General features: G+C 31.7%; 14 protein-coding genes. 7 read left to right on the forward strand and 7 right to left on the reverse strand.

The window, feature by feature from the left end:
- From ileS to AB8B90_RS05945, 3 genes are all read left to right on the forward strand, one after another.
- The coding region (ileS, locus tag AB8B90_RS05935) for an isoleucine--tRNA ligase (protein WP_405334698.1) at nucleotides 1-3,283 on the forward strand (3,283 nt) is incomplete at its 5' end.
- Nucleotides 3,284-3,287: 4 nt separating this feature from the next.
- Nucleotides 3,288-3,668, forward strand: a complete 381-nt coding sequence (locus tag AB8B90_RS05940; RefSeq protein ID WP_405334700.1) for a TraR/DksA family transcriptional regulator — start codon at nucleotides 3,288-3,290, stop codon at nucleotides 3,666-3,668.
- Between the two features lie 124 nt (nucleotides 3,669-3,792).
- Nucleotides 3,793-4,446 (forward strand): lipoprotein signal peptidase, encoded by a 654-nt coding sequence (locus AB8B90_RS05945; RefSeq protein WP_405334702.1) that lies wholly within the window; start codon nucleotides 3,793-3,795, stop codon nucleotides 4,444-4,446.
- Here AB8B90_RS05945 and AB8B90_RS05950 read toward each other — a convergent pair.
- From AB8B90_RS05950 to rimK, 3 genes are read right to left on the reverse strand one after another with little or no spacing between them, the layout of a single operon-like run.
- Nucleotides 4,443-5,006 (reverse strand): 5-formyltetrahydrofolate cyclo-ligase, encoded by a 564-nt coding sequence (locus tag AB8B90_RS05950; protein WP_405334704.1) that lies wholly within the window; start codon nucleotides 5,004-5,006, stop codon nucleotides 4,443-4,445. The two genes, AB8B90_RS05945 and AB8B90_RS05950, sit on opposite strands and share 4 nt — an antisense overlap.
- On the reverse strand, nucleotides 5,003-5,971 hold the full coding sequence (locus tag AB8B90_RS05955) for a succinylglutamate desuccinylase/aspartoacylase family protein (protein WP_405334706.1): 969 nt from the start codon (nucleotides 5,969-5,971) through the stop codon (nucleotides 5,003-5,005). Before AB8B90_RS05955 ends, AB8B90_RS05950 begins: the two co-directional genes overlap by 4 nt.
- Nucleotides 5,972-6,011: 40 nt before the next feature.
- Entirely contained in the window at nucleotides 6,012-6,887 is an 876-nt protein-coding gene (gene rimK, locus AB8B90_RS05960) for a 30S ribosomal protein S6--L-glutamate ligase (RefSeq protein WP_405334708.1), read from the reverse strand.
- Between the two features lie 83 nt (nucleotides 6,888-6,970).
- On the opposite strand from rimK, the gene uvrC reads away from it, so the two are divergent.
- A complete protein-coding gene (gene uvrC / locus AB8B90_RS05965) occupies nucleotides 6,971-8,764 on the forward strand; it encodes an excinuclease ABC subunit UvrC (protein WP_405334710.1) in 1,794 nt (597 codons plus the stop codon).
- Complete coding sequence (locus AB8B90_RS05970) at nucleotides 8,761-11,007, forward strand: patatin-like phospholipase family protein (protein WP_405334712.1); 2,247 nt, start codon at nucleotides 8,761-8,763, stop codon at nucleotides 11,005-11,007. The genes uvrC and AB8B90_RS05970 overlap by 4 nt, the downstream gene beginning before the upstream one ends.
- 57 nt (nucleotides 11,008-11,064) lie before the next feature.
- Here the strand turns inward: AB8B90_RS05970 and AB8B90_RS05975 are convergent, their stop codons facing one another.
- The 4 genes from AB8B90_RS05975 to AB8B90_RS05990 all read right to left on the reverse strand — a co-directional run bounded on the left by AB8B90_RS05975 (nucleotide 11,065) and on the right by AB8B90_RS05990 (nucleotide 13,298).
- Entirely contained in the window at nucleotides 11,065-11,448 is a 384-nt protein-coding gene (locus AB8B90_RS05975; RefSeq protein ID WP_405334714.1) for a hypothetical protein, read from the reverse strand.
- Between the two features lie 60 nt (nucleotides 11,449-11,508).
- The gene (locus AB8B90_RS05980) at nucleotides 11,509-12,087 is read right to left on the reverse strand and encodes a T9SS type A sorting domain-containing protein (protein WP_405334716.1); all 579 of its coding nucleotides are present in this window, start codon (nucleotides 12,085-12,087) and stop codon (nucleotides 11,509-11,511) included.
- Nucleotides 12,088-12,174: 87 nt separating this feature from the next.
- Nucleotides 12,175-12,744 (reverse strand): hypothetical protein, encoded by a 570-nt coding sequence (locus AB8B90_RS05985; RefSeq protein WP_405334718.1) that lies wholly within the window; start codon nucleotides 12,742-12,744, stop codon nucleotides 12,175-12,177.
- An 11-nt stretch (nucleotides 12,745-12,755) separates the two neighbouring features.
- Nucleotides 12,756-13,298: a hypothetical protein gene (locus AB8B90_RS05990; protein WP_405334719.1), complete on the reverse strand. Its 543-nt coding sequence runs from the start codon at nucleotides 13,296-13,298 to the stop codon at nucleotides 12,756-12,758.
- A 505-nt stretch (nucleotides 13,299-13,803) separates the two neighbouring features.
- On the opposite strand from AB8B90_RS05990, the gene AB8B90_RS05995 reads away from it, so the two are divergent.
- Together AB8B90_RS05995 and AB8B90_RS06000 are read left to right on the forward strand one after the other, a co-directional pair.
- Nucleotides 13,804-14,964, forward strand: a complete 1,161-nt coding sequence (locus AB8B90_RS05995) for a homogentisate 1,2-dioxygenase (RefSeq protein WP_405334721.1) — start codon at nucleotides 13,804-13,806, stop codon at nucleotides 14,962-14,964.
- A gap of 35 nt (nucleotides 14,965-14,999) precedes the next feature.
- Nucleotides 15,000-15,385 (forward strand): CCC motif membrane protein (locus AB8B90_RS06000; RefSeq protein ID WP_405334723.1); only part of this gene is annotated, 386 nt, incomplete at its 3' end.

Here is a 15,385-nt window from a genome sequence, read left to right on the forward strand (position 1 = left end):
GCCTTTTGTCTTTTTCGAAGGGCCACCTTCAGCTAACGGATTACCTGGAGTACACCATGTGTTAGCTCGTGCTATAAAGGATATTTTTCCACGTTATAAAACCATGAAAGGATTCCAAGTGAAGCGAAAAGCAGGTTGGGACACACATGGTTTGCCAATTGAATTAGGTGTAGAAAAAGAATTAGGAATTACTAAGGAAGATATTGGTAAAACCATTTCAGTTGAAGATTACAATGCAGCATGTCGTAAAGCAGTAATGCGTTATACTGACGTTTGGAATGACCTCACACAAAAAATGGGGTATTGGGTAAACATGGATGATCCATACATTACTTATGATCCAAAATACATGGAAAGTGTTTGGTGGTTACTCAAGCAAATTTATAATAAAAGTTTACTTTATAAAGGGTATACCATACAGCCTTATTCTCCTAAAGCAGGAACAGGTTTAAGCTCCCATGAACTTAATCAACCAGGAACGTATCAAGATGTCACAGACACTACAGTTGTAGCACAATTTAAGGCTAAACAAGAGTCGCTTCCAGATTTTTTAAAAGATGAAGGTGATATTCATTTCCTAGCATGGACAACCACACCTTGGACGCTTCCTAGTAATACAGCATTAACTGTTGGGCCAAAAATTGACTATGTATTGGTTGAAACTTATAATCAATATACATTTCAACCAATGAATGTAATTCTTGCTAAAAAATTAGTGAACTATCAATTCTCAGGAAAGTTTAATTTGGTAGAAAATAAGTCTGAGTTGTTAGCCTATAATTCTGGAGACAAGAAGATTCCGTATTATGTGGTTAAAGACTTTGTTGGGAAGGATTTAGTTGGAATTACATACGAGCAGTTACTACCTTATGCCTTGCCAAATGATAATCCGCAAGATGCTTTTAGAGTTATTTCAGGTGATTTTGTAACTACTGAAGACGGAACAGGTATCGTTCATACAGCCCCAACTTTTGGTGCAGATGATGCTCTAGTTGCAAAACAAGCAACTCCAGAAGTCCCTCCAATGCTAGTCAAAGATGATAATGGAAACTTAGTGCCTTTGGTCGATTTACAAGGACGCTTCAGACCAGAAATGAAAGAGTTCGCTGGAAAATATGTAAAGAATGAATATTACAATGATGGTGAAGCACCAGAACGATCTATTGATGTCGAACTTGCCATTAAATTAAAAGAAGAAAATAAAGCCTTTAAGGTTGAAAAATATAAGCACAGTTATCCAAATTGCTGGAGAACTGATAAACCGATTTTATACTATCCTTTAGATTCTTGGTTTATCAAAGTCACTGATGTGAAAGATAGAATGCATGAGCTTAACAAAACCATCAACTGGAAACCAAAATCAACTGGAGAAGGTCGTTTTGGTAATTGGTTAGCTAATGCAAATGATTGGAATTTGTCGCGTTCAAGATATTGGGGAATTCCATTACCTATTTGGAGAACTGAAGATGGTAAAGAAGAAATCTGTATTGGTTCTGTTGAAGAATTAAAATCCGAAATGGCTAAAGCTGTTCAATCTGGAGTTTTAGACAAAGATATCTTTGCAGAGTTTGAAGTTGGAAACAATTCAGATGCAAACTATGCAAAAATCGATTTACATAAAAATATTGTTGATGATATTGTTTTGGTCTCTCCTAACGGACAACCAATGCATCGCGAGAGCGATTTGATTGATGTTTGGTTTGACTCAGGTTCAATGCCTTATGCACAATGGCATTACCCGTTTGAAAATAAAGAATTGATTGATGAAGGGAAATCGTATCCAGCCGATTTTATAGCAGAAGGTGTCGATCAAACTCGTGGTTGGTTCTATACATTGCATGCCATTGGTACTATGGTTTTCGATTCTGTAGCCTATAAAAATGTGGTGTCTAATGGTTTGGTATTAGATAAAAACGGACAAAAAATGTCGAAGCGTTTAGGAAATGCGACCGACCCGTTTGAAACATTATCTACCTATGGAGCAGATGCAACACGTTGGTACATGATAATGAATGCGAATCCTTGGGACAATTTAAAGTTTGATTTAGATGGTATAGAAGAAGTGAAACGTAAGTTCTTCGGAACACTTTACAATACCTATTCATTCTTTACACTATATACAAATTTAGATGGTTTTAGTTATTCTGAGGCTGATATTCCTTTAGCAGATCGTCCAGAAATTGATCGTTGGATTTTATCGGAGTTGCATACACTTATTCAGAAAGTAGATGATTATTATGCAGAATATGAGCCAACTAAAGCTGCAAGAGCAATTTCAGATTTCACACAAGATTATTTAAGTAACTGGTATGTGCGTTTAAGTAGAAGACGTTTCTGGAAAGGCGATTATCAATCTGATAAAATTTCAGCTTACCAAACACTTTATACCTGTATGGAAACGATTGCTAAGTTAGGTGCACCAATAGCTCCTTTCTTTATGGACCGTTTATATATGGATCTAAATTCAGTGTCTAAGAAAGAACATTTTGAAAGTGTTCACTTAGCAGAATTCCCTGAGTTTGATGCATCATTTGTAGATAAGTCTTTAGAACGAAAAATGGAAAGTGCTCAAACAATTTCTTCATTGGTTTTATCGTTAAGAGCAAAAGAAAAAATAAAAGTACGTCAGCCATTGCAAAAAATTATGATTCCAATTGATTCTAAAAAACAAAAGGAAGAAATTTTAGCAGTTGAAGACTTGATAAAATCAGAAGTGAACGTAAAAACGGTTCAAGTTTTAGAGGATGCTTCAGACATATTAGTCAAACAGATTAAACCTAATTTTAAAGTTTTAGGACCTCGTTTTGGTGCAGATATGAAGGCTGTTGCACAGGCAGTTAACAGTTTTTCAGCAGAAGACATTAAAAAAATCGAGCAAAATGGTAGTTTAGACGTTGAAATTAATGGAAAAAACATTACTTTAGAACAATCAGATGTGGAAATTACATCAAAAGATATTGAAGGATGGCTTGTTGCAAGTTCAGGCGCTCTAACAGTAGCATTAGATGTTACTATAACTGAAGAGTTACAAAAAGAAGGTATTGCCAGAGAATTAGTTAATAGAATTCAAAATTTGAGAAAAGATTCTGGATTTGAATTAACTGATAGAATTGTAGTACAGTTTCAAAAAGACGAACAAATTATTAACGCAATAAACAAGAATTTAGAGTATATAAAAACAGAAACTCTTACCGATGAATTGGAAATTTTAGACCAAGTCAATGATGGTATAGAAATTGCTTTTGATGATGTAAATACCAAATTGTTTATTCAAAAAATTTAAAATTATGGCAACAGATAACAATGTAAGATATTCAGACAAAGATTTAGCTGAATTTAAAACTTTACTTACAGAAAAAATTGAAAAAGCAGAACACGATTTAGAACTTATAAAAAGTGCGTATATGAATGATCATAATAATGGTACAGATGATACGTCGCCAACCTTTAAAGCTTTTGAAGAAGGTAGTGCTACTATGAGTAAAGAAGCAAACTCTCAATTGGCTATCCGACAAGAGAAGTTTATTAGAGATTTAAAGAACGCTATTATTAGAATTGAAAGTAAAACCTATGGTGTCTGTAGAGTTACAGGTAAACTTATTAATAAAGAACGCCTAAAATTAGTACCTCATGCTACATTAAGTATTGAGGCTAAGAACATGCAATAGTTTTTATATTCACTAAATGATATTTAAATCGCTTCATTAATAAATGAAGCGATTTTTTTTTTTAATACTTTTCTAGTCATTCAAATAGAAATAACCTTATTTTTACCAACTGTAAAGTAATAACATGTCATTAAAAAAAGCGATACTCCTAATTTTTGTCATTTTAATTGTAGATCAAGTGTCTAAAATTTACATTAAAACACATTTTACATTAAACGAAAGTGTTGAGGTGTTTTCTTGGTTTCAAATTTTGTTTGTAGAAAATGAAGGGATGGCTTGGGGAACTAAAATTAGTGATTTTGTGTCTTTTATTTCAGACAGAACAGCAAAGGTTTTTTTGACTGTTTTTAGAATATTAGCAGTTTTCGGAATTGGATATTGGTTAAACAAATCTATAAAAGTTAACCAATCTAAAACATTAATCTTTGCTGTAACATTAATTCTTGCAGGCGCATTAGGAAATATTATAGATTCTGTTTTTTATGGTCTTATTTTCGATACTAGTGCTGGTCAGGTAGCATCGTTTTTACCAACAGATGGTGGTTATGATTCTGTTTTTCACGGTAAAGTAGTAGATATGCTTCATTTGCCAATATGGAGTGGTGTATTGCCAGATTGGATACCGTATTATGGAGGGCAATATTTTAGGTTTTTTGAACCTGTATTTAATATCGCAGATATGGCTATTAGTTCAGGTATTGGGATTTTGATTTTCTTTAATAAGCGTGCTTTTAAAAATGAAGACAATGCTGAAATAGTAGAGGAAAACACTCATTAAAACGAATAAATTTTCTCGGGAGTTACGCAGTAATTCAATTTGATATCACTTTCATAAACATCAATTATTTTGTCAATGCTTTTAAAAAAAGACACTCCAATTTTGATAGTTCCTGGTTTGCATTTTGATAAAAATTTATCATAAAAACCCTTGCCGTAACCTACACGATGACCTATGTTGTCAAAAGCTAGTAAGGGAATAAAAACCACATCAATTTGTGTGTTTTCTATTGGTATTCCGTTTACAGGTTCAGGAATATGCCATTTGTTTTTTTTGATTTTAGTACTATCAGTTAGTAAGAAATGTGTCATTTCAAAAGTTGAGAAATTACTTTTAGAAATGACAATGTGTTTGTCTTTTCCAGAAAGGATATTAAGAAGGTAATCCGTATTCACTTCCTTTTGTTCTTCAATAGTTAAAAACGTATGATAAAACTCTAAATGCCAAATAGGAAGTATCAGTAATTGATTAGAAATCTTTAAACTCAAGTCTTCCACTTGATCTTCAGAAAGTTTTTGTCTTAACTCTTTATGAGTATGTCTTAATTCGGTTTTTGTCATGCTTTTAACGAAGTTGAAATATGAAAAATAGCATCACCTTGATAGATGATTGGCGATTCATTAATATTGAAAATATAACCTTCGTTTGGAGCTTTGACAAAATGGTTGAAACTTCCGTAAGGATCAGTAATATGGCCAATAACTTCATCTTTTTTTACGAGTGTATTTATTTTTACAGACGCATTAAACATTCCAGAATAGTTGGCTCTAATCCATTTGCTTTCAGAAATAAACACACATGACTTTTTAGGTTCAGACACCTTAAATTTGCTATTAAGCATTTCTAAATGATCAAGAACGCGTTTCGCACCATTCACTCCAGTATTAGTTATTGTGTTATTAATATGAAATGATTTTCCACCCTCAAAAAGTAATACTGGTATTCCTAATTTATAACAGGTATTTCTAAACGATTTGTTGAGATGTTTTGAATACAAAACAAAAGGAGCACCAAAAATCTGAGCGAGTTTTTTTAAGTTTTTCTCGTCTTTAATAATTCTTACTTGTGCGGCATTAAACCGATCTGCTCCGCCAGTATGAAAATCCATCACCAAGTCAGCATGCGGCAAAATTTCAGTTACGAGCTTAAACGCCACTCTACTCGCAAGAGAACCTCCTTTAATACCAGGGAATACACGATTTAAATCGCGACCATCAGGAAACTCACGATCCATATGTATAAAACCAAACACATTAATTACAGGCACACAAATGATGGTTCCTTTTTTTGGTTTATTAATGCCTTTTGCAATAATTTGTCTAACAATCTCAACACCATTAACTTCATCACCATGAATACCTGCTGTTATTAAAATTGTAGGACCAGGCTTTTTTGATCGTTCAATAATAACAGGTACATCAATTCTATTTTGAGTATGTAGTTTAGCTACATTGAAACTGACTGTTGCACTTTTTCCTAAGGCAACTTTTTCTCCTAAAATCTCTAATATGTCTTTATCACTCATATGCATTTCCTAAGGAAACAGGAATCGTTTTGTTTCAAAATTATTTTCTGTTTTTTTCTATAAAAGTGATGATTGCTCTTGCTATATTTCTACCTGTTGCACCTTCAATACCTTCTAAACCAGGTGTTGAATTGACCTCTAAAAGTAAAGGGCCTCGTTCAGATTGAAGCATGTCGACTCCACAAACAGGAAGTTTCAATGCTTTAGAAGCACGCATAGCGACTTTGAGTTCATCAGCATTCAACTTAATAATTTCAGCATTACCACCACGATGCAAATTAGATCTAAATTCTCCTTTTTTTCCTTGACGCTTCATGGCTCCAACAACTTGTCCGTCTACAACTAAGGCTCTAATATCAGCACCTTTAGCTTCCTTTATATATTCTTGAACAATCACTCGAGCTTGCAGTCCATTAAATGCTTCTAAAACAGATTCAGCAGCATTTTTGGTTTCAGCTAATACAACTCCTAAACCTTGAGTGCCTTCTAAGAGTTTAATAATTACTGGTGTTCCACCAACATGTTCTATGACTTCTTCAACATCTCTTGAATAATTTGTAAATACTGTTTTTGGCATACCAATTCCAGCTTTGGATAATCTTTGAAAACTTCTCAATTTATCCCTAGAACGAATAATAGCATCTGAAGTCACGGTAACAAAAACACCCATCATTTCAAACTGTCTTACAAGAGCGCATCCAAAAAAAGTGACTGAGGCACCAATACGAGGGATGATAGCATCCACATAATCTAAGTACCTGTCTTTATAATAAATTGTTGGCTTTTCTTTTTCAATAATGATATCACATTTTAAGGGATCAATCACCTCCATTTCATGGCCTCTAGCTTCACCTTCTTTAACTAAGCGTTGTGTAGAATATAAAAGAGGGTTCCTTGATAAAATAACAATATTCATATGAAATGATTTATGATATTGCAATATACTAAAATAGCTTATGTTTTTTTTTGAAGTACTAGCTTTTCATTTAACTTTGAGTTATGCAAAAGCCTACACTAGAATTACAATTAAAGACCTTGCCTAAAGAACCTGGTGTGTATCAATATTATGATGCTGAGGACGTATTGATTTATGTAGGAAAAGCAAAAAATATAAAAAAACGAGTGAGTTCTTATTTTACAAAAACTCATGAAAATGGTAAGACCCGAGTTCTAGTTAAAAAAATTGCTAGTGTTAAACATATTGTTGTAGAGACCGAAAAAGATGCACTTTTATTAGAAAACAACCTCATTAAAAAGTATCAGCCTCGTTACAATGTTATGCTAAAAGATGATAAATCTTATCCTTGGATTTGCATAAAAAAAGAACGATTTCCAAGGGTGTTTCCAACGCGACAAGTGTTTAAAGATGGTTCCGAATATTTTGGACCATATACAAGTATGAAAACTGTACATACTTTGTTAGATTTAATTAAAGGACTTTACAATCTTAGAACCTGTAACTACAATCTTTCTGAAGAAAAAATTGAGGCAGGTAAATACAAAGTTTGTTTAGAATATCATCTTGGAAATTGTAAAGGACCATGTGAAGGGTTACAAAGTGAGTCTGAATATAATGAACATATCAAAGCAATTAGAGCAATAATAAAAGGTAATTTTAAAGATTCATTGTCCCAGTTCAAATCACAAATGAAGGAGTTAGCTCAAGACATGCAATTTGAAGAAGCCCAACGTATTAAAGATAAAATTGAAGTACTTGAAAATTATCAAGCTAAATCTACTATAGTAAACCCTAAGATTAGTAATGTAGATGTGTTTTCAATTATGAGTGATGAGAGTTATGGTTATGTGAATTTTTTACAATTATCTTATGGGAGTATCATTAGATCACATACTTTAGAAATAAAAAAGAAACTTGATGAAACCGACAAGCAGTTATTGGAGTTAGCTGTTACAGAAATTAGACAACGCTTTACTTCAAATTCTAAAGAAATTTATGTGCCTTTTAAAGTCAATTTAGGTGATGACATCAAAGTGACGATTCCAAAGCTTGGAGATAAAAAAAGGATTTTAGATTTGTCACTTAGAAATGCAAAATATTATAGAATGGAGCGTTTCAAACAAGTAAAAATTGTAGATCCTGATCGTCATGCCAATCGAATAATGGCACAAATGAAAGTTGATTTAAGGCTTTCAGAAGAACCACGTCATATTGAATGTTTTGATAACTCAAATATTCAAGGAACACATCCAGTGGCAGCTTGTGTTGTTTTTAAAGATGGAAAACCCAGTAAAAGAGATTATAGGCATTTTAATATTAAAACAGTTGAAGGTCCAGATGACTTTGCCTCAATGGAAGAGGTCGTTTATAGGCGATATAAACGCTTATTAGATGAGGAAAAGTCTTTACCACAGTTGATTATTATTGATGGAGGAAAAGGGCAATTGTCTTCAGCATTAAAAAGCTTAGACGCTTTAAATCTTCGACATAAAATTGCAATCATCGGAATTGCGAAGCGTTTGGAAGAATTATTTTATCCGGATGATCCAATTCCTTTATATTTAGACAAGAAAAGTGAAACACTTAAAATAATTCAGCAATTACGAAATGAAGCACATCGCTTCGGAATAGAACACCACCGAAACCGAAGAAGCAAAAATGCTTTGACAACAGAATTAGAAACCATACAAGGAATTGGAGAACAAACTATAGTCGCTCTAATGAAAAAATTTAAATCTGTAAAAAGAATTGCTGAAGCTGATGAAAAAGATTTAGAGGTTGTTGTCGGACTTTCAAAAGCAAAAAAAATAAAATCCTATTATAACTCAAAATGAAGAAGCTCCTAATCTTTGTGTTAATGATTTACTTGCCTATTCCTATTGTAGCGCAAGAGATTACTAATTCGGATACTCATACTCCAAAAGTAGGATTGGTACTCAGTGGAGGTGGAGCCAAAGGATTTGCTCACATAGGGACATTAAAAGTTATCGATAGTTTAGGGATTAAAATAGATTATATCGCAGGAACAAGTATGGGAGCGATAGTAGGATCGTTGTATGCTTCTGGTTATTCGGGAAAACAATTAGATTCAATTTTCAAATCTTTAGATTATGATAAAGTGATTAACGATGATTTACCAAGATCTGCAAAAACATTTCATGAACGTGATAATTCTGAAAAATATGCTGTAAATCTTCCTTTTGATAAATTTAAAGTACAATTACCTTCTGCGCTCTCTAGAGGCCAAAATGTATTTAATTTATTGTCTCAACTTACTTTGCATGTTAGTGATATAAATCGTTTTGATCAATTACCTATTCCTTTTTTTTGTATAGCAACAAATGTTGAAAATGGAGAGGCTGTACTTTTAGAATCAGGGAATTTGTCTCAAGCAGTTACTGCAAGTGGAGCATTTCCGTCATTGTTTCAACCTGTTATAATTGATGACCAATTATTAATAGATGGAGGTGTCGTTAATAATTATCCGATAAACGAGCTAAAAGCAAAAGGGATGGATATCATTATAGGTGTTGATGTTCAAGATGATTTAAAGGATAGAAGCGATTTGAAATCTGCTCCAGATGTTCTATTGCAGATAAATAATTTTAGAACGATAAACGATATGAAGTTAAAGTCTAAAATCACAGATATTTATATTCATCCAGATATTAGTGATTTTACAGTCGTATCATTTAGTGAAAGTGAAAAAATTATTGAAAACGGTACAATTGCAACTTTAGATAAAATTGAAAAATTAAAAGCGTTACCTAAATACCAAACAAATAATGGAATAAGACCAGAGGTCAGTAAGGTGTCAACAGATAGTATAAAAATTAATTTAATAACTATTGATGGTAACAAAAGATATACAAGATCATATTTTCTGGGGAAATTAAAATTTAAAGACGATACTAAAGTAAGCTACAAAGATTTTAATAGAGGCATTAATAACCTAATTGCAACAAATAATTTTGACACTTTTAAATATCAATTTAAAAAATCAAAAGGTAAAGAAGGTTATGATTTGTATGCAACAGTAATGGAAAACGAAATCACGACTTTTTTAAAATTAGGGTTGCATTATGACGATTTATATAAAAGTGCAGCTTTAGTTAATTTAACAAAAAAACGATTGTTGTTTGATAATGATGTAGCATCACTAGATATTATTTTAGGTGATAATGTGCGTTATAATTTTGAATATTTTATTGATAAAGGCTTCTATTGGAGTATTGGAATTAAGTCTAGATACAATCAATTTGGAAAGAGTATAAATCCTGAATTACTAGTAGAAAACTTTGATGATATTGGTTCCGGTTTAAACAAAATTGATGTTGAGCTTCAAGATCAAACCAACCAGCTTTATTTGCAAACGCTATTTAGAAAAGACTTTGCATTAAGTATTGGAGTTGAGCATAAGCGCCTTAAAATTAAATCAGAAACGATTACTTTAAATTCACAAACAGATGAATTTTTATTTGAAAACACAGATTACGGAAGTGTTTTTGGAGCCTTAAAATTAGACACTTATGACAATAAATATTTTCCTAAGCGAGGTGTTTATTTTAATGGCGATATGCATTGGTATTTAGTATCCTCTGGCTTTAATTCAGATTTTGAACCATTTTCAATTGTTAAAGGCGAGATGGGCACAGCATTCAATACTTCTGATAAATTAGCATTTAACTTCAAAACTGAAGCAGGTTTTAAAATAGGAGAGAATACAACAAATGCTCTTGATTTTGCTTTAGGAGGTTACGGGAACGATTTTATTAATAATTTCATTCCGTTTTATGGCTATGACTTTATTTCATTAACAGGAAATAGTTACATAAAAGCGACTGCATCTGCTGATTATGAAATATTTAAAAAGCATCATATAAGAGTTGAAGGAAATTGGGCAAATGTAGATGACGGGATATTTGAAACAGGAGAATGGTTCTCACTTCCTGATTATAGAGGTTATGCTTTGGGTTATGGAATAGATACCTTTTTAGGACCAGTAGAAGCAAAATTCTCTTACTCACCAGAACAGCGTCAAAGCATTTGGTATTTTAATATTGGATTTTGGTTTTGATACTAAAAAAACTACTGCAGTGAAGTGATCTGCTTTACTGCAGTAGTTTGTTGGTTTTTAAGGACAATCTGTAATATATGCGCAATAATTAACACATGATGTTATTATTACACACTTTCCAGCTTTCAATATTTTTTTAACACAATTTACAAAGGTTAAACCTTCACCTTCGCAAACTGGTTCAGCATCTGAAATATAATTGGCTCGAAATGCTATAATATTGCTAGGTACTTCTAACAACGAAACTACTTTGTTGTTTTTGACTGAAAGTCTCATTGTAACATTTGGTTTTGATTTTTGAATCATTAGAAATGTATTGTACATATCATCAATTTGTTGTTCAATACTGGTTTCTGATTTTATTGTTTCTTCTTTAGTACAAGAATGAAACATAATTAGTGTCAAAATCAACAATATTGGTATATAAAAAAGCTTCTTCATTGTTTTTATTAACGGATTAATTTAACAGTTTTAGTCAAGAAGGTTATGTATGACTAAACTTTACTTTTTAATTATTTTTTGAGTAAATGTTAAACCATTTTTGTTATATGTTACAACGTAAACTCCACTTGGATGACCTGTTAAATCAATATTGTAACCTTTTTCAGTAGATACTATATTTGCATTCACTTTTTTACCATTTGATAAAGAAACAATACTTATATTATCACTTAGGTTAGGAGTTTTAGTTTTTAAAGTAAAAATACCATTATTAGGATTTGGGAAGACTAAAGGAATTTCTTTACCTTGAAATTCTGGTGCATCACCAAGCAGCTCAAGTGGTAAAAATATTTTGTCTGGTGATGAGCCAACGGCACCTGTTCTATTTTCCCTATTACATCCACTAGATTCAAGTGTTAGTGTCAGTCCAGAGCCAATTACTTTTCCGTTTTCATCGCATAGGTCAGCTGTTCCTGTTAATGTTATACACATTTTAGATGTATCTAGACCGGTGTTTGTTAATCTAACTTCACCATTAACTGACAAGTCAGTTATGTTAACATTACAAATACTGACTGATTGTGCTCTTGCAATACTACTAATGAATAAAAATGTAACTACTAAAATTAAATTTTTCATGAGTTCTTTTGATTTTAAATCTATTGTAAATAGATTGGTTAATAAATTTTAAAATTATTTAAGAAGTCTAAAATTTAAGAAGTCATTTTAATATTGAATTTTGGTTTTAATATCAACATTGTCTAAGCTTAGAATGATATAATCAATGTTGATGTTTTGTTCTATATCATTTATGAGATTTTCTAAGTTGTTTGATAGTTTTCCTAATTTATATGAATAAATAAAAACCAACACTTCCTTGTTGAAATTCAATTCAGCTTTTTCTTCGTCAAAATTATAATAACTAAAATCTGAAATTTTTGATTTAATATTTGACTCATCATTTGTATAATTATTTTGGATGTAATCTGAAATCGCTCCATAGCAGGAACTTTTTTCTTTTAAATTTGAACCGCTTGCAACTATTTTTTTATTTTTTACTAAACCATAATAGTAAACAATGTTTTGGTTTAAAATGTTCCCCAAAAAGTTATTATAATCGTTGTTATCTACAAAGTAAAACTTGTCTGTGTCTAATTTAGTTTTAGTGCTTACATGTGTTTTATACTCTTTAATAGAACTAAAAGATATGTTTTTATTAACACCATTAACTTTATTATATACTGTTTTACAAGATGACACCATAAAAAGTAAAAAAAGTATTGACAAACGTTTCATAATAAAAGTTGTTATTTGAATTTTACTGTAATTATAATTTCTGAACCTTCAATCCTAGAAACATAATCACCAGGAATAAGTTTTATATTTTCAGTTATATAAATATTCTCATCAACATCAACATTAAAGATTTCGAAATCATCTAGGCTATTACCATCAATATCAGCTAACTCGATTGGAAAATAAAAATCAACTGTTTTTTCTGCATCATTTATTATACCTGCTATTGTTGTTGTTTCAAACGTTCGATTAACCTGAGTAGCTTGAGTTACTTCAACTTCTGCTCCAGTGTAATTGTCATGACATTTAATTACCCAACCTCCATTTAATGTACAAAACCAAAACCCACTTTGGCAGTCTGTTTTAGGTCTTTTAAATCTAAAACCATCTGATTCATAGTGAATTGAAGCTGTTGAGTTTGGTGGGCAACTACCGCTTAGTCTTTCAAAAATTTCAATATTGTCTTTTGTGATTACTTCACTATCTTCAATCTTTTCACTTGAACATGCTAAGACCAGAATAGAAATAAGTAAAATGCTAATTAAATTTTTCATGAGTTCTTTAGTTTTTAATCTATTTGTAAATAGATTGATTAATAAATCTCTACAACCTTCAAGAAGTCAATGAATAAGAAGTCAAAAAACAAGCGCCTGTTAAGTTGCAACACACTATAAACTAACTTAAGGCGACTTCTTAATTAACCAAAAGTTGAGTGTCTAGTGATACAAACATATGGAAAAAATATTAAATAGAGAAAATATTCTACATAATTTTTATTTTTAAGATTTTTAACTTTTGTTAAAATCAGCAATATTTGTGCAATGATGAAAGTCTTCTGGCAAAACATATTACATCTATTAAAATTTCTTATTGAGAGAAACACAACTAGTAGCAGTATAATTTTAATTTCTTAGTTATATTTGTGTTCTATCTGTCTTATAGAAAACAATAAAATGTGCCAGATAAAATCAAGAATAAACTAGCATTTTTTGTATCTTTAAAACACTTAAGTTTATACGATTTTACGTGTAAAAAAAATCAACTTTTAAATCATTAGAAATGCCTTTTTATCATAAGCTTGGTGAAATTCCTAAAAAGCGACACACACAATTTAGAAAAGACGATGGTAGCTTGTATTACGAGCAGTTGTTTGGAACCATAGGATTCGACGGGATGTCAACTAATTCGTATCACGAACAACGCCCTACACAAGTTAAAGAGATCAAAAAACAATACAGCGTTGCACCTAAAATTGCTAAAGCAAATAGTATTCAATCCTACAGGTTGAGAGGCTTTCAGGTGAAACCAGAAAATGATTACCTTGACAGTAGAAAAGCAGTGCTAACTAATAGTGATTGTACGATTATTTTAGCTGCTCCTAAGAAATCTACTAAAGAGTATTTCTACAAAAATTCAGATGCCGATGAACTAATATTTATTCATAAAGGTACAGGTAAACTGAGAACGCATTTAGGTAACCTTGATTTTAAATATGGAGATTACTTATTGGTTCCAAGAGGAGTTATTTATAAAATAGATTTTGACACTGAAGACAATAGATTATTTATAGTCGAATCAAGACGACCAATTTACACACCAAAGCGTTATCGAAATTGGTTCGGACAATTACTTGAACATTCACCATTTTGTGAGCGTGATATTCGTCAACCTTACGAGTTAGAGACCTATAATGAGTCAGGTGAATTTTTAATGAAGGTCAAAAAACAAGATGAAATTTTTGAAATGGTTTACGCTTCACATCCATTTGATGTTGTAGGTTATGACGGTTATAATTATCCGTATGCATTTTCAATTCATGATTTTGAACCGATAACAGGACGTATACATTTGCCGCCTCCAATTCATCAAACTTTCGAAAGTGATGCCTTTGTAATTTGTAGTTTTGTACCTCGTTTATATGATTACCATCCCGAAAGTATACCTGCTCCTTACAATCATAGCAATATCGATAGTGATGAGGTGTTGTATTATGTTGATGGTGATTTTATGAGTCGAAACGATATTGAAGCTGGACATATTTCATTGCATCCAGCAGGCATACCTCATGGTCCACATCCAGGAGCTACAGAACGAAGTATAGGAAAAGAAAAAACTGAAGAACTAGCAGTTATGGTCGACACGTTTAAACCGTTAATGGTTACTGAAGAAGCTATGAAAATTGCTGATGAAGATTACTATAAATCGTGGTTAGAACACTAGAAAATATACAATAACAGATTTTTAGTAAATTTTAAATGAATCATAATAAATTACCAGCAGACCCAACTGCATTGATATTAGGAATAATTGCCTTACTTGTTTCTTTCGCAGGATGCTGTTGTGGTATTTTTGCTTTTATACCTCTTATATTGAGCATTATCGGTTTGGTAATGGCGAACAAGAGTTTAAAAGAGTATAAGTTAAATCCTGAAAATTATGCACATCAAAGTAATACAAATGTGTCTACGGCTAAGGTTTTAAACATTATTGCTTTGGTTATTAGTTCTATTGTTACCGTACTTTATCTATTGTACTTTTTGTTTTATGGTGCAATATTATCCACAGCACTTATGGAAGGGTATAACTTAGAAAATAATGGAGATGATTTTGAATATGAATGGGAAAATGATTCCATTTATGA

The sequence above is a fragment of the Psychroserpens sp. genome (assembly GCF_045105015.1).
Taxonomy (GTDB): Bacteria; Bacteroidota; Bacteroidia; order Flavobacteriales; family Flavobacteriaceae; genus Psychroserpens.